25 protein-coding genes and 1 pseudogene are annotated in these 21,010 nt (G+C 40.7%); 22 read left to right on the top strand and 4 right to left on the bottom strand.

Translation table 11 applies throughout. The annotated features are described in order from the left end of the window. Positions 1-102 precede the first annotated feature (102 nt). The 3 genes from ACQKNS_RS23270 (at position 103) to ACQKNS_RS23260 (ending at position 2,713) form a co-directional block, all read left to right on the top strand. Positions 103-801 (top strand): polysaccharide deacetylase family protein, encoded by a 699-nt coding sequence (locus tag ACQKNS_RS23270; protein WP_427645733.1) that lies wholly within the window; start codon positions 103-105, stop codon positions 799-801. Between the two features lie 17 nt (positions 802-818). Further along, positions 819-1,418: a DedA family protein gene (locus ACQKNS_RS23265; protein ID WP_427645649.1), complete on the top strand. Its 600-nt coding sequence runs from the start codon at positions 819-821 to the stop codon at positions 1,416-1,418. A gap of 128 nt (positions 1,419-1,546) precedes the next feature. After that, positions 1,547-2,713 (top strand): MGDG synthase family glycosyltransferase, encoded by a 1,167-nt coding sequence (locus tag ACQKNS_RS23260; RefSeq protein ID WP_427645648.1) that lies wholly within the window; start codon positions 1,547-1,549, stop codon positions 2,711-2,713. 178 nt (positions 2,714-2,891) lie between these two features. On the opposite strand, the gene ACQKNS_RS23255 is transcribed toward ACQKNS_RS23260, so the two are convergent. After that, positions 2,892-3,818, bottom strand: a complete 927-nt coding sequence (locus ACQKNS_RS23255) for a substrate-binding domain-containing protein (RefSeq protein WP_427645647.1) — start codon at positions 3,816-3,818, stop codon at positions 2,892-2,894. 148 nt (positions 3,819-3,966) lie between these two features. Between ACQKNS_RS23255 and modA the strand changes: the two genes are divergently transcribed. The 11 genes from modA (at position 3,967) to ACQKNS_RS23200 (ending at position 11,534) form a co-directional block, all read left to right on the top strand. Continuing rightward, entirely contained in the window at positions 3,967-4,770 is an 804-nt protein-coding gene (modA, locus tag ACQKNS_RS23250) for a molybdate ABC transporter substrate-binding protein (protein ID WP_427645646.1), read from the top strand. 332 nt (positions 4,771-5,102) lie between these two features. Further along, positions 5,103-5,474 carry a hypothetical protein gene (locus tag ACQKNS_RS23245; protein WP_427645645.1) on the top strand — a complete coding sequence of 124 codons (372 nt, stop codon included), beginning with the start codon at positions 5,103-5,105 and terminating at the stop codon, positions 5,472-5,474. Continuing rightward, complete coding sequence (locus ACQKNS_RS23240; protein WP_427645644.1) at positions 5,471-5,971, top strand: hypothetical protein; 501 nt, start codon at positions 5,471-5,473, stop codon at positions 5,969-5,971. The genes ACQKNS_RS23245 and ACQKNS_RS23240 overlap by 4 nt, the downstream gene beginning before the upstream one ends. Before the next feature lie 40 nt (positions 5,972-6,011). Next, entirely contained in the window at positions 6,012-6,581 is a 570-nt protein-coding gene (locus ACQKNS_RS23235) for a GrpB family protein (RefSeq protein WP_427645643.1), read from the top strand. Beyond that, the gene (locus ACQKNS_RS23230; RefSeq protein WP_427645642.1) at positions 6,553-7,092 is read left to right on the top strand and encodes a GrpB family protein; all 540 of its coding nucleotides are present in this window, start codon (positions 6,553-6,555) and stop codon (positions 7,090-7,092) included. Before ACQKNS_RS23235 ends, ACQKNS_RS23230 begins: the two co-directional genes overlap by 29 nt. After that, entirely contained in the window at positions 7,073-7,339 is a 267-nt protein-coding gene (locus ACQKNS_RS23225) for a YdbC family protein (protein ID WP_427645641.1), read from the top strand. Before ACQKNS_RS23230 ends, ACQKNS_RS23225 begins: the two co-directional genes overlap by 20 nt. Before the next feature lie 128 nt (positions 7,340-7,467). Continuing rightward, a complete protein-coding gene (locus ACQKNS_RS23220) occupies positions 7,468-8,223 on the top strand; it encodes an AAA family ATPase (protein ID WP_427645640.1) in 756 nt (251 codons plus the stop codon). 184 nt (positions 8,224-8,407) lie between these two features. Continuing rightward, on the top strand, positions 8,408-8,788 hold the full coding sequence (locus ACQKNS_RS23215; RefSeq protein WP_076370154.1) for a GntR family transcriptional regulator: 381 nt from the start codon (positions 8,408-8,410) through the stop codon (positions 8,786-8,788). Further along, positions 8,785-9,471: an ABC transporter ATP-binding protein gene (locus ACQKNS_RS23210; RefSeq protein WP_427645639.1), complete on the top strand. Its 687-nt coding sequence runs from the start codon at positions 8,785-8,787 to the stop codon at positions 9,469-9,471. The genes ACQKNS_RS23215 and ACQKNS_RS23210 overlap by 4 nt, the downstream gene beginning before the upstream one ends. Further along, positions 9,468-10,298 (top strand): hypothetical protein, encoded by an 831-nt coding sequence (locus ACQKNS_RS23205; RefSeq protein ID WP_427645638.1) that lies wholly within the window; start codon positions 9,468-9,470, stop codon positions 10,296-10,298. Before ACQKNS_RS23210 ends, ACQKNS_RS23205 begins: the two co-directional genes overlap by 4 nt. 27 nt (positions 10,299-10,325) lie before the next feature. Further along, positions 10,326-11,534 (top strand): hypothetical protein, encoded by a 1,209-nt coding sequence (locus tag ACQKNS_RS23200; RefSeq protein WP_427645637.1) that lies wholly within the window; start codon positions 10,326-10,328, stop codon positions 11,532-11,534. 56 nt (positions 11,535-11,590) lie between these two features. Here ACQKNS_RS23200 and ACQKNS_RS23195 read toward each other — a convergent pair whose 3' ends face one another. The 3 genes from ACQKNS_RS23195 to ACQKNS_RS23185 form a co-directional block, all read right to left on the bottom strand. Continuing rightward, entirely contained in the window at positions 11,591-12,790 is a 1,200-nt protein-coding gene (locus ACQKNS_RS23195; RefSeq protein WP_427645636.1) for an MFS transporter, read from the bottom strand. Between the two features lie 12 nt (positions 12,791-12,802). Further along, on the bottom strand, positions 12,803-13,231 hold the full coding sequence (locus ACQKNS_RS23190) for a MarR family winged helix-turn-helix transcriptional regulator (RefSeq protein WP_427645635.1): 429 nt from the start codon (positions 13,229-13,231) through the stop codon (positions 12,803-12,805). A 581-nt stretch (positions 13,232-13,812) separates the two neighbouring features. Beyond that, entirely contained in the window at positions 13,813-14,463 is a 651-nt protein-coding gene (locus ACQKNS_RS23185; RefSeq protein WP_427645634.1) for a DUF6944 family repetitive protein, read from the bottom strand. Between the two features lie 499 nt (positions 14,464-14,962). Here ACQKNS_RS23185 and ACQKNS_RS23180 point away from each other — a divergent pair, with 499 nt between their 5' ends. The 8 genes and pseudogenes from ACQKNS_RS23180 to ACQKNS_RS23145 all read left to right on the top strand — a co-directional run bounded on the left by ACQKNS_RS23180 (position 14,963) and on the right by ACQKNS_RS23145 (position 21,010). Further along, complete coding sequence (locus ACQKNS_RS23180) at positions 14,963-15,610, top strand: pentapeptide repeat-containing protein (protein ID WP_427645633.1); 648 nt, start codon at positions 14,963-14,965, stop codon at positions 15,608-15,610. 143 nt (positions 15,611-15,753) lie between these two features. Beyond that, positions 15,754-16,440: a VOC family protein gene (locus ACQKNS_RS23175; protein ID WP_427645632.1), complete on the top strand. Its 687-nt coding sequence runs from the start codon at positions 15,754-15,756 to the stop codon at positions 16,438-16,440. Between the two features lie 105 nt (positions 16,441-16,545). After that, positions 16,546-16,662 (top strand): annotated as a pseudogene (locus ACQKNS_RS23170) (VOC family protein); the annotation flags it as partial. A 605-nt stretch (positions 16,663-17,267) separates the two neighbouring features. Continuing rightward, complete coding sequence (locus ACQKNS_RS23165) at positions 17,268-17,468, top strand: DUF3311 domain-containing protein (protein WP_063595989.1); 201 nt, start codon at positions 17,268-17,270, stop codon at positions 17,466-17,468. Beyond that, positions 17,465-18,940 (top strand): sodium:solute symporter family protein, encoded by a 1,476-nt coding sequence (locus ACQKNS_RS23160; protein WP_427645631.1) that lies wholly within the window; start codon positions 17,465-17,467, stop codon positions 18,938-18,940. The genes ACQKNS_RS23165 and ACQKNS_RS23160 overlap by 4 nt, the downstream gene beginning before the upstream one ends. Positions 18,941-18,976: 36 nt before the next feature. Next, positions 18,977-19,834: an alpha/beta fold hydrolase gene (locus ACQKNS_RS23155; RefSeq protein ID WP_427645630.1), complete on the top strand. Its 858-nt coding sequence runs from the start codon at positions 18,977-18,979 to the stop codon at positions 19,832-19,834. Positions 19,835-20,014: 180 nt separating this feature from the next. Further along, positions 20,015-20,329 (top strand): thioredoxin family protein, encoded by a 315-nt coding sequence (locus ACQKNS_RS23150; protein WP_427645629.1) that lies wholly within the window; start codon positions 20,015-20,017, stop codon positions 20,327-20,329. A gap of 174 nt (positions 20,330-20,503) precedes the next feature. Next, complete coding sequence (locus ACQKNS_RS23145) at positions 20,504-21,010, top strand: RrF2 family transcriptional regulator (RefSeq protein WP_076370178.1); 507 nt, start codon at positions 20,504-20,506, stop codon at positions 21,008-21,010.

Genomic DNA, 21,010 nt, shown 5'->3' with positions numbered 1-21,010 from the left:
TTACCTGAATACAATGACATTTGCTGCATGGTGGTAAATGATCATGATAAAGGGAAAGGATCAGTATTGGTAATATCAATAATGAGAGGATAGTTTTGTGTGATGCATATATGGCTGATTAGTTTTATTATTTTATTATTGCTATTAATCTTTTATACGATTATCCCAACGGTGGTTATTCGTGTTTGCAGTTTGGGAATAATAAAGAAAATCCATTCGAATCATGGGATTGCGCTAACTTTCGATGATGGCCCAAACCCTGAATATACAATCAAATTGCTTGATCTTTTAAAAGAGTATGAGATAAAGGCCACATTTTTTGTTGTTGGCAGCAAAGTGAAAAACAATCCTGAGATTATTAAAAGAATGCATGAAGAGGGACATACTATCGGTATCCATCATTTTCATCATGTTTCAAGCTGGGTGCTGACACCAATCCATCTACGGAAACAGTTGGAAATGACTGAAAAGGCGATAAATGAAGTTACGAATGAAAAGGTTGTTTTTTATAGACCGCCATGGGGCCATTTTAATCTATTCACCCCATTATTCAGTAAGAAATATAGAGTGATAATGTGGTCCGGCATCTTCGGTGATTGGAAGGCCGAAAATTGCAAAAATACCCTGCTTGATCAACTGCGAAGCACTTCGACGGAAGGTTCCATCCTGTTGCTTCATGACTGTGGTGAAACATTGGGGGCGGATAAAGAGGCACCAGGCCATATGATTGAAATGTTAAAAATTTACCTGCAGGAGAGTAAGGAAAAAAGGACACGCTTCATTACTTTAAAAGACTTATAACGAATTCTGGGGGTATTATGAATATAGATACGCTTTTACATTTTATTGATTCATATGGATACCTGATCATTTTTCTTTTTTTATTCTTCGGCATTGTGGGGGTGCCTGCTCCAGAGGAATCACTTCTATTCCTGATCGGGGTGTTGGCTGTCCAAGGTAAGCTCTCACTGGGTTTGGCCATGCTGTGTGCAATTCTCGGCGCCTTTATCGGAATGCTTGCAGCTTATACATGCGGAAAATATGTGGGGTATCCATTTATAAATAAATATGGAAGATACATTGGAATTACGAGTGAGCGCTGGGAGAAAGCAAAGAAAAACTATACGGATAATGCCCAAAAAACATTGGTATTGGGATTTTATATTCCGGGAATAAGACAAATTAGTCCATATTTTGCAGGGATCTCATCCATACCCTTTCGGAAATACTTCCTATTTTCCCTATTAGGCACCATACTCTGGACCGTTCCTTTTATAGTGGCCGGTTATTATGTGGGGGATGCTTTTAATGTTAATCCCAAATATGTTCCATATTTAGGTATTGTATTTTTAGTTATTTTTGCACTATATGTTACTATCAAATACATGAAAAAGAGAAAACAAATGTCCAAAAGTTGAGTCGGCTCCTTTTTATAAACCGTTGGAAATGAAATTGATTAAAGGATTTTTCAACGATAGTTATAGAGGAAGGTATCATGAGCTATATTTTTCATATTTTTAGAATGATTTCTTAGGAGATGACACATATGAAGAAGGTTTTGTTTTTACCTCTCTTTCAAATGCAATCGGGGCACCATCAAGTTGCAGAGGCATTAATGGATATGTTAAAAAAGCATTCAAATGGGATTACTTATAAAAAAATCGATCTAATCAGTTATACCAATTCTTCTCTAGAAAAAATCATCGCAAGCAGTTATCTAACATGGATCCGTTATGCGCCGGAAACCTATAATCTAGCCTATAAGAACCTATTTTATGTACACTCGCCAAAGGAACGGATATTTAAATGGTATCAGCAATTATTCATGAATAAGCTGGAACAATTGATAGCAGAGGAACAGCCTGATTTAATTGTGTGCACACACGGTTTCCCTTCCTATCTTTTGAGTCAGCTAAAGATGAAAGGGAAGTGCAGCACACCGGTAATAAACGTATACACGGACTTCTTCATTAATAATGTGTGGGGAAGCGAAGGGATAGATGCCCACTTTCTTCCTAGCCAAGAAGTGAAAGAAAAGCTGCTGAGCAAGCGTCAAATACCAAAACAAACGATGATGGTCACTGGCATTCCCGTGCACGAGGAAATCACTAAAAATGCTTCTGCACAAAAAAACACAGAACGGCCCAAAATCTTGATATCCGGAGGAAATAGCGGTCTGGGGGGGATTTTGAACTTAGGTGATGAGTTAAAGATTTCAACCGACTTTGATTATTTAGTTCTTTGCGGAAATAACAACAAGCTGTATGAAGAAATCGAAACATGGAACTTACCCCATATCAAACCATTGCCTTATATCTCATCAAGGACTGAAATGAATAGGCTTTATGAAGAAGTTGACGCAATCGTGACGAAACCCGGCGGTGTCACGATTAGCGAAGCATTGCGAAAAAGGCTTCCCATTTTTGTTCACTCCAGACTTCCGGGGCAGGAGGAAATTAATCTGCAGTATTTAAAACAACAAGGACTTGTATTTAAACTTAATCAGAAAACGCCGTTTGAAAAACAATTGCTGAGTATATTGAAGGATCAGAAAAAGATGAAAAAGTGGAGCACATCCATAGAATCCTATCATAAGGAAATAGAGTTGGAGAAACCCGAGGGAATAGTGGAGGTCATGAAATTGATCCTTAACCTTAATCAAAATGGTACGCCTTCCTATCTAGCCCGACAGCCCAAACTCCTATATAGCTGAGATGTATTGTGCTCCCCGAAAGAAAGCTAGTCTTCTTTTTGGCATTGCATATATGAACAGAAGAACCCGAAAAAAGGCATTCAAAGCGGAGGTGGCTTCAATTGGAACCATTTGAAGCCATTGACCACGGCTTGATGCATACGTAACAGGAAGGCTGCTGAATCAGTAGCCTTCCTGTTTAATATGTCTCGTATATGATAGAGCCGGTCTGAGAAATATCATAATCGCCTAAAGCTTTGATTTCAGCTTGAAATGGCTTCGATGATAAAATCCGCTTAACAACGTTTATGAGCTCTTCGTTTTTCGGAGATTTTAAAATAACAAGGTCATAACGTTCCGTAATCAATGGGACAAAGTCAACTCCAACGATTTTTGCAGCTTTTTCAATTCCCACACCCACATCCGCTTTCCCAGCAGAAACCGCTGAAGCCACACTTAAGTGGTTGGTCTCTTCGTTTGCATATCCCTTAAGGTCTTGAGAAGATATTCTGTGAATCCTTAGCTGCTCATCAAGAAGAATTCGTGCTCCCGATCCTCTTTCCCGATTGATGATGGCCAAGTCTTTATGTTTTAAATCAGTCCAATTTTTGAGGCCAAAGGGATTTCCCTTTTTAACATACAAACCAGCTTTCCTTGAAACAAGATTAAGTAAAATATAAGGATAACCGACCAAAATCTTTTTTATATAAGGAAGATTATATTCCCCAGTATCTCCATCAAACATATGCAAACTAACGATGTCGGAGCCCCCATTGTACATGGATATAAGACCGCTTAGACTTCCTGTGTTAGATCGTAATGTTTTATAGCCGGAGTGCTTCTGAATGTGCTGCCCAAGTATATCCAACACCATGTCTTGCCCGCTAATGACAAGGCTAAGGGAATCCTTCACTTCGTTTCCATGGGGTTCGGCAACTGGAACTGGGGATGTACTGGACTTATGGTTATTAATATACGACTCCAAGTCTTTTGCATCCATTCTCATCTGCCTTCCGACACGGAATACTGGGAATTCCCCTTTTTTAACAAGATCATAAATGGTCAATTTAGATACCTTTAAAAGCTGTGCCACTTCCTCGATCGTATAGGAAAGCTCTTTTGACATGTGCATCCCTCCGTTCTTTATTGTATCTTAGAGTCCTTAAAAAAGTAAATTCACGGTAAAAAGGGCATTGATTAAAACCTTTTACACGTCTTATACTAGTTATAATTAGATATAACTAATTATAACTAGTATGGAAGGAGGAGGGACTTTGAAAAAAATATCCCTTATGATTTTTTCACTAATGATGCTTACGATAGTGGGGGCAGGGTGTTCAAGTGATGAAGGAAAAAGTGCAGAAAAGCAGCCGCAACAAGCTGACGAGAAAGTGGAATTGACGATTTCGGCAGCAGCAAGTTTGCAAGATTCCTTAAATGACATAAAGAAGTCGTTTGAAAAAGAGCATGCAAATGTGAAAGTTCATTATAACTTTGGTTCCTCAGGAGCGCTTCAGCAGCAGATATCCCAAGGGGCGCCTGTTGACCTGTTTTTCTCAGCTGCAGAAGATAAATTTGATAAATTAGTAGAGGAAGATCTTATTGAAGAGAAAAATGGGATCGATTTAGTCGGCAATGATCTGGTGCTGGTGGTGCCAATGGATTCCAAGAAGGGAATCCGATCACTGGAAGACCTCACTAAGGCCGCCAAAATTTCGATTGGCACTCCAGAGTCTGTACCGGCAGGGCAGTATGCGAAACAAACGTTGGAAATCATGAACCTCTTTAAAGAGGTTGAAGATCGATTGGTATATGCCAAGGATGTCCGGCAGGTGCTTACATATGTGGAAACGGGGAACGTGGACGCTGGCCTCGTCTATAAAACGGATGCGCTCAATTCATCAAAAGTTGAAATCATCGCGACGGCCGAGGCAGATTTACACGATCCGATCATATATCCCGTCGGAATGATCAATGACCAGGATCATGCCAAGGAAGCCAAGCTATTCTATGACTATCTCCAAACGGAAGCTTCCATGAAAATTTTTGAAAAATACGGATTTAAAGATTTGAAATAACCACCAATCTGGTGGTCTTTTTTTTGTATGGATTAAGTGGTATTAGGAATATTTTCCTTTATATTGAAACCTATCCCCACTTTAAACGTAAGAATTAAGAACATAGTTGTATTCATCTTACGGCATGAGTGGATCATTCGATCTACGCGGGAATGATTCGATCTTCAACATAGAACCATAAATAATGATCATACAACTTTTACAGAAATTTTCATGATACAACTCCAATATAATCAGGAAATATTTATCATTTAATCACAAATGGTATATGATGAATTTGATGTAATATTTTACAAGTTTAGTAGAGCAAATTTACCAAGGAGGAGTAGAAAGTGGAGGAAGCAATAATTGATTTTCTCATTGTAGTCATGTTAATTATTGGTTTCACATATGGTCTCATCAGGCAATTTAGACAATGTGTCAGTATCAGGAAGGGAAATAAATCGGAGTATGCACATTACAAGCGGATACTGATTGGAAACTATCTGATTTGCCTATCTTATTTAGGTTTTCTTTTTTCTTATATTTTGAATTCATTATTGGCATCCCGAATTATACCGGCTTCATTTATTACAAGTGATCATACTAGTTTTTGCTGTTTCAGTTTTCTTGCCATTCTATTAATCGCTAAATTTGGGATCCTTCCAAAGGAAAATGAACAAGTTGAATTACAAGAATACATAGTTGAGAAAGAGGAAATATGAAGAAAATTTCACTTACCTTATTAATAGTATGTATATCGATCACCTTTTTATTGAATTTTACCATGCCTGAATTTGCTGGCAATATGAAAGATCATATACGTTCCATGAATATCCTTTATTCATACAGTGTCACAAAAACATTCTCGGAACAAACCCAAGATACGATCGAAATCGCATCCGTGCCATCAGGGAAAGAGGAGATCAGGAACGTTGATTTCCGGAGTGATGTTAAGCTTGAGGACACTCCGCTGAATATAAAAAGTGTAGTGAAAGAGAGCTTGAAAAAGCCGCAAGATTATACATTTAAAGAAAAATTAACCGGCCCGGAAAAAGGGTTTTCATTCCGGAAATATTATCTTACCAAAAATTATGATAAAGGAAGATATACAGTCATCCGAACGAATAAAATAACGGGAAAAGAAAAAGTGTATGTCGGAACCTATCATGAGCCGAGCGCGCAAGATCATATCGTCGAATGGTCACGCGATGAAAAATGAGGGCTGACAATATCTTTTATATGAAAAGTTGAGTGATTATATGGGAAAAGAAGTGAAAATTGAGGATTATAATCCTGATTGGGTTAGGGAATTTCAACAGGAAAAAGCGAGGATAGTGGAGGTTTTAAAGAACGATTCCCTTTGTGTTGAGCATATTGGAAGTACGTCCGTCAAAGGCTTGGGGGCAAAACCAATTTTGGACATCATGGCTGGCGTCCAACATTTAGATGAAGCTGACATATTCATGGAACCCTTGAAATCGATTGGATATGAATTTGTCCTGCATAAGGAATTTCCCGAAAGGCGTTTTTTTAGAAAAGGTCAATGGAGAGCGGGAACACACCATTTGCATATCTATAAATACGGAAGTGAACAGTGGAAGAATCAACTTTCATTCAGGGACTACCTAAGGAGCCATCCTGACGTACGAAGACAATATCAGGAATTGAAATTGTCCTTAGCCCAAAAGCATCCTGCGAATATAGTGGGGTACACGAAAGCGAAAGCGCCATTTATATTAAATGCCATTAAAAAAGCGAATGAAGAAAGCGACATAAAGGAACGTCTAAAAGGAGGCTTTCATGAGAAAGGTCGAGGTCGTACCATATAAGAAAGAATGGTCCAAACTATTTCATGATGAATGCGAAAAACTACAGGATATTTTCGGGCCTGAATTGATAAAGTTATACCATATCGGCAGTACAGCCATCCCAGCCATCCATGCCAAGCCAGTTATAGATATGTTGGCAGTGGTTAAAGATGTGGAATGTGTCGCGGATTTCAATAAAGAGATGGAAGAGATAGAGTATGATGCCAGGGGGGAGAACGGAATCCCTGGAAGGCGTTTCTTTTGTAAAGGCGGGGATGAGAGGACGCACCATATTCATATATTTCAAAAAGGACATGAAGAAATAACCAGACACCTCGCTTTTCGGGATTATTTGCGGGCACACCCTGAGGAAGCACAAAAGTATAGCAAGCTGAAGCAGCGCTTGGCAGCGGAATGCCCAGATGATATCAACGGATATGTAAACGGCAAGAATGATTTTATCAAAAAGGTTGATGAAAAAGCGAAACATTGGGTGAAGCGTGGCGATCATCATGGCAATGAAGTGGATTAAATGCCAAGTGGATGAGGAAAACAAGCTTTCATTCTCAAAAGCACAAGTGGGATGGGGGGAATTGCGTCATTGTGCTGGTTTCATGGGGCAAATCGGAGGGTGGAATAGAAATGAACCGTATAAAGCAGGCATTCTCTCCGTTTGGAAAGATTCCCAATCCTATCGAAGTTTCATGCAGCAACTGCACGATGAAATATTCGGGAAGAGTGACCAAGGAAGTACATATACGAATATTTCTGTCGAGTGAATATGGAAAGTTTATTTGAATTGCATCCAAAGTGGGCTGTCATTTAGAAACAAATATTATCATCCATCAATTTCGGAATGATGGACATTTCAGCGCTCCAAATATTATTCTACAGAAGGTGATGACAAATGAAACTAGATTATGATTCACAGTACATCAGGGGTCTCTACCTGAATAGGGACCGAATATCTTCGTTTGATCATTTCCCTCTTGACCTGCCGGTTATCAAGCACCTTCAAGAAGTGGCTTTTCATCCCAGTGTTACCTATGTTATCGGGGAAAATGGAATGGGGAAGTCCACCTTGCTTGAAGGCATTGCGATTGCGTATGGTTTCAACCCGGAAGGCGGAACGTTGAATTTCAATTTTTCCAATTATGATTCACATTCCAATTTGGACGAATACCTCCGTTTGAAAAAAGGTGTGTACAAACCGAAGGATCATTTTTTCTTTAGGGCGGAAACCTTTTATAATTTAGCTACGAATATAGAGGAATTGGACAGGGAGGCATCGTTCGGGTCGAAAATCATCGATTCCTTCGGTGGAAAATCACTTCACCAGCAATCTCATGGGGAATCGTTCTTTTCAGCTTTTGTAGAACGATTTCAAGGCAATGGATTGTATATCCTCGATGAGCCTGAAGCTGCTTTGTCGCCATTGAGACAAATATCGATGCTGGCCAGGATAAATGAACTTGTTCAACAAGGTTCCCAATTCATCATTTCCACCCATTCCCCGATCATCATGGCCTACCCGGATGCAAAAATCCTCCAAATTTCAGATGAGGGAATGAGTGAGGTGACTCTAGAGGAGTCCAATCACTATTTGCTAATGAAACAGTTTTTTGAAGATAAAGATCGGCTGCTGCATCATCTATTCGAATGAGATTGGAGCATTTCCTTTAAAAAAAACCCCGGCTGCACTGCGCATTCGGGTTTTTCATTTTGTTGAAATTCATTATTGACAGTTTAAGTGTATTACGGGTATAGTACATCTATAAGGTGTATGAACCACTTAGTACATACACATAAGACTCTATGCTTCTTTAAATAAATAGGGGGTGGTTTTAATGAACGTAAATACCCGGGAACCGGTATATCTGCAAGTCGTTAGGCATTTTAAAGAACAAATAGCCATAGGCAAATTCGTGGCTGGCCAGGAAATTCCCTCCCGAAGAGAACTGGCGGCTACACTGAACATAAATCCTAATACTGCTCAAAAAGCGTATAAAGAAATGGAGGAACAGGGCTTGATTCATACTGAACGAAATTTCCCCAGTCAAATCACGACGAATGAAACGATTTTACAGGCTGTGAGGCAGGAATTGATTTTGGCAGCCGTCGATACGTTTGTCGATGCGATTCGTCCGATTAATGTACCAGTTGATGAGCTGCTTCGTGTGGTTAAAGAAAAATACTCGGAAGAAATAAGGGAGGAGGAAGAAAAATGATAGAAGTAAAAAAGATCTCCAAGAATTATGGCCGGAAAAAGATCTTGGAGAGTGTTTCATTTACAGCCAATAAAGGGGAAGTCACTTGCCTGATCGGGATAAATGGTGTCGGTAAAACGACTACACTCAAAGCGATCATGGGATTGACGCCATATAAAGGTGAAATCCTGATCGATGATCAAAAGATGACAAAGGATAGTTATGAAAAAATCACCTTCATTCCGGACGCACCGACCATGCTTCCGCAAATGACCATTAAACAGGCCATGGTTTTCATGTCGGATTTCTATACGTCCTGGAATCCGGAAAGAGCGAACCAACTGATGGGGTTTTTCAAGCTTAAAGAGGAAAATCGCATATCGGAATTGTCAAAAGGGAATACAGCCAAGCTCAACCTGATGCTTGGTCTGTCCCTTGACGTGGATTATGTGCTGATGGACGAACCATTTTCGGGAATCGATATGTTTAGCCGCGAGCAAATTGCCGATGTCTTTGCGAGCCACCTTATCGAAGATAGGGGAGTCATCATCACGACCCATGAAATCGGTGATATTGAACATTTAATCGACAAGGTAATTTTATTGGATAACGGTACAGTACTTAAAGAGTTCAATACAGAAGAAATGCGGGAAGAGGAAGGAAAATCGGTAGTCGATGTAATGAGAGAGGTGTATCAATCATGATGCGTTATATAAAACTAGTGAATTTTGAAATCAATCGATTCAGTAAAATCTATATTAGCTTATTGTTGATCACTTTGGTTTCGCAATTTGCAGGAGTGATCTTCGTAACGAAGAGTCTTCTAAATGATGCCAGGGATATCATGGCGGAAGAAAGACTATCCGAAGCCGCTTATATTGCGAATTATGGAAGCCTTGATTTTAGCCATATCGCGCATACCCTCTTGTTTGTAGGACCGATTGCGCTAAGTGCGGTTGCCCTTATTTTTTACATGTTCCTTATTTGGTATCGTGATTGGTTTGGAAAGAATACGTTCATTTATCGTCTATTGATGTTACCGACATCCAGATTATCGATCTACCTTTCAAAGGCTACGGCCATCTTCCTGATGGTATTAGGGTTGATTGCTTTCCAGATCATCATTTTACCAATGGAAAATGCCCTATTTAATTCGAATGTGCCACAAGCGCTCTTGAATGAAATGTCAATTTCCACCATCACGAAAATCATTCCGATTTTGTCATTGATCATCCCGAGTACCTTCACGCAATTCCTGCTTTCCTATGGCATCGGCCTTATGATCATGTCGATATTATTCACGGCGATCATGTTTGAAAGAAGTTTCCGTATAAAAGGTTTCATTTTGGGCTTGGTGTATTGCGGAATCGCTGTTGTCTTGTTTTTATCTCCAGTTTTCGTAATGGAGTTTGGGGATTTCTATTTTTACTCTAATGAATTATTTGGCCTGCTGCTTGCATTAGGAATCATCGTGACAGGATCATCGGTTTGGCTTGGTTCTTGGTTATTGAAAAACCGTGTTACCGTATAGCATAAAAATTAAAGGAGAGTGAACAAGGTGAAACGTTATATATGCAGCATCATTATTGGAATGGTTGTCATCTTAAGCATCGGGACCTATTATGTCAAAGTAGCTTCCTCCGCTTCCAGCCTTCCAAGGTATACGTTCAAGACACTGGAAGGCAGTGATAAAGAGCTTGATCCGGTGATCATGAATGCTACACTTCAAAATGGGAATTTTTACGAACCATTAAGATTTGAATCCAATACAACCACATATGCCAGTGAAAGTTCTTACTTGGAGAGCTTAACTGGAAGACAAGATCATCAAATTGAAAGATTGATAAAAGAACATCGTTCGTTTATGCGTGGCAAGGATTCCATTAGTTCTTTATATGAAGACGATGATTTTCTCGCTTATGTTCGGGTGAATAGCGAATTTGCGAATAACGGCAAGATGGAAGCGGAGTTTGATATCGGTTTACTGGAGAAGAAAGACGAAGAAGAAACTTCTTTCCAAATTGAGCTTCCCGATCAAGAGAGAATCATGAATGTTGATGTCAGGGATGTGCAGCTGGTCCATTCAAAACTACAGGTGTTAACGATGATTGATGTGAATTCAAACGATGAGAAGCAAACGAAAGAAGTTCATCTGTATACGATCGATTTAGCTAATAAAAAAGTCTTGAACGATAAAACCCTTTTATCTGAAACCTTTACTTACCCTAATCAAGTTGATTTTGAGATGCCAATTGATGTTGCTCCCTCCCGGCCAAACAACATGGTTTTAATTTCATTAATTAAAGGAGTGAATCATGAGGAGGGTCCCTTTGAGGAAAAACTAAAAGAAAGCAAGCTGTTATCTTACAATTATGAAACGGAAAAATTAGAAACGGTTAAAAAAGGATCGCTTAACCTTGACATGGCAAGATCAGGATATGCAGACGGGAAAAACCTTTATGCAGTTGAAATGAAGTCAGGTAAATATCGCATTAAAACGTTTGACCTCAGCAGTCAAACGTTAACGAATGATACGGAGCTTGACATAGCTGCCAATAAGGAAGAACAAAATACCGCTGCCTTTAAAAACGGCCGTGTGTATTTCCTGTTAAACGAAATGAATCAAGAGGGCAAATCAAGCAAGCCTGCCAAACTTCTGATTGCAGATTTAAAGACTGGAAAGACTTTATATAAAGGTGAAACAGTCAACAATAAAAAGAACAGCGAAAGTTTTGGACTTTTTATCGATGACTTGGAAATCAAATAAGGACCTTCTAACTTTAAGTGAAAAAGGGATATCCCAATGGGATATCCCTTTTTCACTTAAATGGAAGCCAAGTTCGTTCTGGCTGCACGTTCCTTCTTGCCATGCAAGAAGTAGTAAAGGACGGAGGTTGCGATGACCAAAACGCCCAAGATGACATAAAGTGTGCTGTAACCTGTTACAGGAATGATGAATCCCAGAATATAAGGGCCGAATCCAAGTCCTGCATCAAGCATGATAAAGAAGGTGGACGTTGCCATCCCCATTCGGTGAGGCGGTGTCAGTTTGACGGCAATCGCCTGCGAGCTTGATTGCATATTACCGAATCCAAGGCCGATGAGGAAACCAGCTCCAAGTAAAGTGAAACTATTGGTTGTGATACTTAAAAGCAGCAAGCCGATCCCGAAAAGCATGAACGCCGGATACATAATGAAGTTCGATCCTTTGCGGTCCATTAACGGTCCTGAGAAAGGACGTGATAACAATACGGCTACTGCGTAAACGACAAAGAAGAAGCTTGCTGTATTGACCAGGTTGATTTCGATCGCATAGAAACTGATGAAAGAAAGGACACTGGAATAACAGAATGCCAATAATAGAGTAATGATTGAAATGGGAAGCGCCTTAGGCTCAATGAAATTGGAAAGCTTGAATCCTTTGCTTTCCGTAACTTTTGCCGTCACTTTCAATGCCGGGACATATAGGAAAAATGCAGTAATTAAAGAAACCACCCCTAAAGCCAGGCAGAAACTGAAAATCACTTGGAAGCTTGTATGTTGAGCCATATACAGGCCGATGAAAGGACCGATAGCCGTCGCAAGTGTCGCGCTCATGCTGTAATAACCGATGCCTTCTCCCTTTCGAGTTGCCGGGATGATCTGGGCGACAATCGTTCCTGTCGCAGTACTTGCCATTCCCATCGCCATCCCATGGATCAGACGGTTAACGAGAAGGAAGCCAATTCCAAGGTCCACAAAATATAGAATTGTTGTCAAAGTGAAAAAGATCAAACCTATGAATAATGTTTTCTTGCGGCCGATTGAATCAATGAAACGGCCAATGAACAGACGTCCGATTAACGTCCCGATAATGAAAATACCCGATATGAGTCCGGCTTCGCTTGTAGAAGCATCCAATTCATTAACAGCATAGATGGCAAGTGTGACCATCAGTAAATAAAAGATTAATGTTATGAAAAAATTGATGGACGAAACGATGACAAAATCCTTCGTCCACAGTCTGGCTCTGGATTGATCCATGTTATTATCTCCCTACTTTATAATGTTATTTCTTATTTCGCCCATGATACGTATGGCGGCAAGTTGTTCCTCCTCAGTGATTCCCTCCAAGATATCCTGTTCGTATCGATCGATTGTCACGCGGACTTCGCTGTAGATCTTTTTGCCAAGCTCCGTAAGCCGCATCCTTTTCTCACGTTTATCTTTGCTTGGCACATGCTCGACATACCCCAGTTCTTCCAAGCGGGCAATGGTCCTCGTGATCGTTGGTTTCTCCACACTTTGATAATTGGCAAGCTCTACAAGCGTTGCCGAATCATAATTGAATAAGAAATGTAAAATAGACCATTGTGCCCTGTGCAGATCATGCTTACCTAGCTGGATATTAAGATTATTTTCAAACGGACGGTACAGCAGTAAAAATTGCTGAAAGAACTTTTGGTAAATCTCTATCTGAAACACCCCTTATACATAACATATAGTTACCTTGAGTAATTGTTACCCTCGGTAACTATAATAACAAAATAAATCCATTCTGTCCACTCGGATTTGAAGTGTTTAAAAGAACCAAACCGCCATCAGTAACTCCAAACTCACGAGTAAAACGCCGAAACTCACGAGTAATAGGCATAAACTTACGAGTAAACGCCAAACTCACGAGTAAGACGCTCCAAAAAGCGATCATAAGGGGAAGATGAAAGGTTTCAAAGGGATTTCTTCAGCATATTGAGCTATTTGTTTCAAATTTAAAGAGGACCATTAATTGGGGGGAAGCTTTTGGACGAGATAGGCTCTGTACCACTCAAGAGAGGGGAAGCGGGGAGAGTTGGAGATTGGCTGAGATTTACATTGTATTACAAGCTTGAAACTAGGTTTCTTAACTAGGGGGCGAGTGGGTCTGGGACTTCCAGTCATCAGGTTGATGTGATTCCCAAAAGTTAAGGGACTGAGGAGGTCCGCCCTTTATGCCGACAAGCATTCATTTGCCGGTATCTTCTATATTTCGGAGATCGGATGTAGGTCGAGCTCGTGCCCCTTAATCTTCACACAGAATAGTTGGCATAGCTATATTGGCCGTTATGTCCACCTCTACCTTTCTCAGGTTGTTCTGGTTCTGGGCCAAGTGAAAAGGCATCGATCAATATGAATGCACCGAAAACTTGGGTCCAGCTGCCCAGTAAAAGAATTTGTTCTCCCATTCGTTGTTTTTCATTTAAAATAAAAATATTTCCAATCGATTCCAAAAAAGAACCGGCTGCAATGAGGCCATTTCCCTTGATTTCATAAGAGCGTGAAAGGGTCTCCTCCGTCAGTGATGCCCCGAATGCTTCAAAAGCGGCACCTAGGCCCTGGATTCCACTGCCGATTGCGTCCGTTCTAGTGCCTTCCTCCACTGAACCACTCAACTGCATATCTATTCCAACTACATTTGCGGCATTGCCAATAGCCTCAAGCCAAGCACCGAAAATGAAATAGGTTTCTACCCTTTCATTTTCCGGGTTCAGCATTTTCGAACGGCCGATTGCCTGCAGCGAATTTCCAACGGCTTCAATGCCATTCCCTTTGAGGACAAGATCTTTTCCGAGGTTGGTGCTTGTTAAAGTTTGCTGGGTTTGCCCGATTGCTCCTACAAGTGTACTGATGCCAAGTAACCATGCTCCTGAAATAAGGAGGTCTTCTCCATGAGTGATCATATCTCAAACGCTCCTTAAAAGTGGTTAGATTATATTATTCAGGAAACAGTGTTTGTTTACATATTGCTTTAACCGGGATATTGGATTGACTTTTACCCATTTATTGCAAATAGCACCTGGTATGAAGGCAGCGAAATTATGGATATGGAATTACAGCATTTTTTATGATAGGCGGATTGATTGCCATAATAGGCGCAACGCTCTAAAATTTCCGGATGCCACCATGATTACATATTGAAGTTTAAAGTTACACGGCTGCCGATATGGCAGCTTTTTTATGCAAAATGTTGATGGAGGTTGACACAAAATAACGAAAAATAATAGTCATTTTCGCGAAATTCTTAGATTGAACTTCACTGAAATATAGCTTACGGTTAGTATATTACCATCGGTGGACCCATATCGGTTCAGACCTTTAAATCATACCGTTTCCGGTAAAGAAGTGTGATGCATGTAAAGTTATCCAGTGATTGAAGAAATAAAGTGAAAAGGTGATAAGATGTCAGGCAAAATCAGAATTGAACAGCCAAAGATCCCTCAAGACTTAACTCAAGCGAACTTTCAGGAAATATATTATCAAGATGAACCTTATCTGGATTCATGTATGATAACCAATAGTACGATTGATAGAGAAAAGATGGACAAAATCGTATTTTCACAGGTAGTTTTTAAAAATGTGACATTCAGCGATGTATCATTCAGGAATATCGAGCTGACGGATGTCATTTTCGATCATTGCGATTTGACGAATGCCGATTTCATGGGCGGCTCGATTCATCGGGTGGAATTCAAAGAGTCCAAACTATTAGGCATTAATCTGTCTGACGCAAGTTTAGGGAATGTCTACTTCGAAAATTGCAACTTGAATTTAAGTGCTTTTGGTTATTCCAGCTTAAAGCAAGTGAAGTTTGATCATTGCTCATTGGAAAGTGCCGATTTTTATGAGTGTAAATTCAACAAAGTGAAGTTCGATACATGTAGATTAAATGAAGTGAACTTTTCCCGGACACCGCTCAAAGGAATTGATATTAGCAGTTCTACATTTCATAGGCTTACCGTATCCATGGAAGATTTAAAGGGATGCGAAGTTTCCCCGGACCAAGCGATAGTATTTGCAGCCATGCTGGGCCTGAAAATTAAAGAGTGAACCTTTTAAGATGAAACGAAGGACCACCGAATTTGATGGTCCTTTTTTGAGTTGTCGCTAATTGGTGTAGCAGTAAGTACGGAATGTTTGCACAAATACAGGATTACTTTACAATATTTGTTAGGAGGAAGGGGGAATGAACGTTGATTATCAATAAGGTCACTTTGTATAGTCATGCATGGGATGAAATGCGGGATTTTTATGTTAATCTGTTAGGATTTGAGTTACTATCGCAAACAGATGATGTTTTTGAAATGAAGGCAGGGGAAAGTGTGCTTGAAATCAAAAAATATCATCACAATGAAAAGCCGTTTTACCATTTTGCCCTGAACATACCGACCAATTTATTTAATTCGGCAAAAGCATGGGCGAAATCAAAAGTGGAATTGACTAGAGAAGATGGTGATGACGAAGTTTATTTCAGCTATTCTGATGCACATGCTTTTTATTTTTTAGACCCTTCAGGCAACATTGTCGAGTTCATATCAAGATATTCTGTATCACCCGAATCCGAGGCTAAGTATTTTTCAGCTCAAAACGTCCTGTGCATCAGTGAAATAAACATTACGACAGATGAAGTCAGGGCTTTGGGGAACCAGTTGATCAGTAATGGTGTACCTGTAAGGCATGGTGAAGCGATAAGTGAAGATGGATTGAATTTCATGGGGGAACATGAAGCAGGTTCGTTTTTACTTTTAGGTCCAAGGAAACGGCGGTGGATCTTTTCGAAAAAAGAGTCGGAAATCTTTCCGCTTTCGATAGTCATAAATCAGCAATTGGATATTTCAATGGATGGCAAAGGAGTTATGGAATTAAAAAAATTGGAATGATGCAGGTTTATATTCATTCGACCGATTCAATCATGAAAGCTAACGCAGAAGCAGGGATGCCTGCCATTGATGAATCTCCAAACCACCATTTAATTTTATTACTAAGATGGCGGACAAGAGCTGATGCCATTGGGTGATTATTCCTTTAGTAAGAAGTTCGGCTGGTTATCAGATAAGTTTGGTGTTTCCCGGCAGCTTACTCTCCCAATAGGAATGATGTGAAAAAGCCACTGGATAGTGGCTTTTTTCAGTTTGCTGACCAAAGAGGATTCGGAAGTGGACATCGGACCATTAGCCGTGGACAGCAAAAAGGTGCGAACCATGATTTTTAAACAAGGCCTGGTTGTACTGCATGATTTCCACTCCAGTTACTCGTTTCGAGCCTTCTCGGTGCCTTTGCAACTGTGGGGTCTCCCTTGGACGCCAACAGTCGCAGACGGTTGGCGGAAAGGGGCGGATTTCTGAAATCACTTGGAACGTATATAAAAAAACTGTAGTGACTCATGTTCCCTATAAGGGATGAAAAAAATTTTTACTTGTAAAATTTTTTTTACTCATTACTAAGGATTCCCCATCAACGGCACGTTGATTTATCCTCGATTATAAGTTTTACCCTCCTTGATATATACCCCATTCACTCTGTTTATTTCAGAAAATTTCAATATTGGCATGAGGATTGCTAGATTAAAAGCAATATCACATATTGACGACTCAGAAAGGGGGATTATGAACTGCGACGGCTCCGCGCTTCGCCAGGTGATGAATAAAAGAGGATCCATCTTTCGAGTTACCACATTTAGTTCATTTCATTAGACAAGGAGAATCACATGAAACCCATTTATTTTCTTTCTTTAATTCCTGTAATCGCCATACTTGGCGGGCCTTTTTGGGCTAATAGTATCGAACCGTACATCCTTGGCATGCCGCTATTCTTTTTCTGGAACTTTTCGTGGCTGATCTTTACCGCTTTAGTCGTTTTTATCATTTATATGCTAGATCCCAAGAATAAAGAGAGGGAAGAGAAATGAATATTGCGATCATCATTATTTTCAGTTTCCTGTTGCTGTCACTTTATTTAGGGATTAGGGCAAGAAGAGGCAAGGACATGGACCTTGAACAGTGGACGGTCGGCGGACGCGGGTTCGGCCCTTTCATCATCATGATTTTACTGGCGGGAGAGATTTATTCCACCTCCACTTTCCTGGGCTCCAGCGGGTGGGCATATGGGATAGGCGGTCCGGCTTTGTACGGAACTGCGTTCGCAGCATTGGGCTACCTGTTTTCTTATTGGATTTATCCTGCCATTTGGAGCTACGGAAATGAACATAAGCTCATTTCACAAGCAGACTTTTATGTTAAAAAGTACAAAAGTCCGTTATTGGGGGTACTTGTTTCAATCGTCGGTGTTTTGGCCCTTGTACCTTTTTTGGTGCTGCAATTAAAGGGCCTGGGAATCATCGTTTCGACTACTTCCTATGGTTCGATTTCCCCGACGGTTGCCGTCTGGATCGGAGCTGTTTCAGTTACGGCTTATGTGATGATTTCAGGTATCCATGGGTCGGTTTGGACAGCTGTTCTCAAAGACATCATGATCGCGTTGGTCGCTTTATTTTTAGGGATTTACATTCCGCTTCATTATTTTGGCGGAATCCAGCCGATGTTCGAAGCAGTCAATGCCGTGAAGCCTGATTTCCTGACACTGCCGGATATGGGGATGAGTGCTTCTTGGTTTATATCCACGATCATCTTGACGACGTTAGGTTTCTATATGTGGCCGCAAACATTCGGTTCTGCCTATACAGCTAAAAGTGCCAAGACATTCCGTAAAAATGCGTTCATCCTTCCGCTTTACGGAGCATTATCCGTCGGTGCGATCTTTGTCGGCTATGCCGCCATCATTAAAGTTCCTGGCCTGCAGGGGCCGGATATGGATCTTGCGCTTTTGAAGCTTTCGATCAATACCTTCGATCCTTGGTTCGTGGGGGTCATCGGGGCAGCGGGACTATTGACGGCCCTTGTTCCTGGCTCGATGATTTTAATGAGTTCAGCGACGCTGCTTGCCAAAAACGTATATCAGCATTTTTCTCCTTCCGCCTCGGATAAACAAATCACGACGATTGCCAAGTTGCTCGTACCTGTTCTTGCTCTCATTGCCGTGTATTTTACTTTGACTGGAGGAAATACGATCGTGGCCCTTTTATTGATGGGATACAGCATGGTGACTCAATTATTCCCATCTTTCATCGCCAGTCTCCTGCAAAATAACTTCGTGACGAAAGAGGGTGCGTCAGCGGGCATCATTGCCGGTTTAGCCACTGTTGGGTATACAACCATAACAAGCGCTACAATTGGGACGCTTTTCCCGGCATTGCCGCAAGCCATTAAAGATTTGAACATTGGTCTGGTCGCGCTCCTCATAAATGTGATTGTAATGATTGGAGTAAGCCTTATTGCAAAGAAGTTTTCCAAAGACAATAAAAGTGAATGGGAGGCTGCTTGATTATTTTTGTAATGAAAAAGGGGGGGGGGGGGCAGGATGTTCGCAAAGGTTAACGGCACAAAAATATATTTTGATGTGGAAGGGGCGGAATTGGTGCCTGAAGGGAATTCATGGAGAAAGAAGCCGGTCTGTTTCGTCATTCATGGAGGACCTGGTGGCGAGCATATTGGATTTAAGTCATTCCTTACGCCGCTTTCGGCATCGATGCAGTTGATTTACATGGATCAGCGAGGTTGTGGAAGGTCTGAGCGCGGTCCGCGATCGACATATAACCTGGAGAATAATGTGGAGGATCTAGAGGCGATCAGAAATTATTTAGGGTTGGAAAAAGTTATTGTATTGGGACATTCTTATGGGGGGATGGTTGCACAAAAGTACGCCATTTGCTATCCGGACAGTGTGGCTGCCCTGCTCCTGATCGCAACATCGCCAAGCCATGTTTTCGGGGAAGAGGCGTTGGTGAAAATAGAGGAAACCGGGACGGCTGATCAAAAAAGGATGGCAAACCTTCTATTTGCGGGGGCTATGGAAAAACAGCATATGGCTGAATTCAATATGGTCATGGAACCGCTCTATTTTTACTCATCAAGGGGAAAAGTAAGAACGGAAGCGAAAAAAGAGATGATCCGAAAGAAGAAATCGAATTTTAATTGGGAAGCGGCCAATGAAGGGGCCAAGTTTTTGAAAACATTTGACATCGTGGACCAACTGGATCAAATACCGTGTCCAACATTAGTGGCAGGGGGCCGTCATGATTGGATCACTCCTGTAGAGGCATCCATTCTCATCGCTGAAAGAATTCCTGACAGTGAATTGATCATTTTTGAAAAAAGCTGTCATTATATCTTCATTGATGAAAATAGGAGTTCATTTCGAGGATATCCTCTTTTGTAAGCGAGAGATTAGGATTCCAAGAAAATGCGGCTTTGCCCAAAGCATAGAAAAGGTACATGAACCGGGCAAGAGTTAGAATGTCCAGGATAAACCGTTTGTACTGTGAAGGAATTAATTATATATTAATCCTTGAGTACATTCATTCATGGATTGAAGTATAAAAGCCCGGAGGAGAAAAACATGAAAAATATCAAAACTGAACAAGAATACCGTGAACAAATCACCCAAGAAGGATTGACGGTTGGAATTTTTACGACTACATGGTGTCCAGACTGCAAACGTTTAGACATGTTCATCGATGAGATCACGCAAGAACATCAAGACAAACAGTGGTTTACAATCGATCGTGACGAGTTCCCTGAGATTTCAGACGAGCAAACGGTAATGGGAATTCCATCACTATTAGTATTTAAGAATGGGGAAAAGGTTGCACATCTGCACAGTGCTAATGCTAAAACGCCAGAAGCGGTCAATGAATTTCTAAACGACCTATAATAAAAAACTTGAAAGGTGAACCCCTTATTATGCTGTCATGAGGGGTTCATTTTTTTTAGGAATTTTTGCTAGAAAAAACTTGATTTCTAAGAAGAATCGGGTTTTAATTATAGATACCGAATATCCATTATGGATATCAAACATCCATATACATATAGAAAGAGGTGAACTGATTTGCAATTAACAAAAGGGGTCGAGCAAGCTATATGCATCATTGTTATCCTCTCCACCCAGGATAAAAATGTACCGCTTTCGTCCAATGAGATCAGCAGGCGATTGGAGGTGTCTCCTTCTTATTTGAAAAAAATCATAAGGAAACTGGTCGTTAAGCAGATAATCACTTCCGTTCCTGGCAATAATGGCGGCCTTACTCTTGCCAAAAGTGTAGATAAGATTAAAAACCTTGAAATTATTGAGGCGATGGAAGGCCCCATTTCGATGTTTCCGGATACAGGGCTTATAGAAAAAGCGTTTAAAGATGGAGAGTATGCAGAGAAGGGGATGGACGTCCTTCGTCGGATGTTTTCCCGGGCGGATCAACTTTTGATAGAGTTCTTTTCCAGCCAAACAGTGGCAGATTTGCTGAAAGAAAGCTTTGGCACCACGGACATACCGACTCTTAATTGGAATTCAACGTCATTGAGTGATGTACTGCGTGAAAAGAAAGGTGAAAAGAAGTGA

The sequence above is a fragment of the Peribacillus sp. NPDC094092 genome (genome assembly GCF_050279365.1).
In the GTDB taxonomy this organism is placed as follows: domain Bacteria; phylum Bacillota; class Bacilli; order Bacillales; family DSM-1321; genus Peribacillus.
This window is presented reverse-complemented; position numbering and strand designations above follow the sequence as displayed.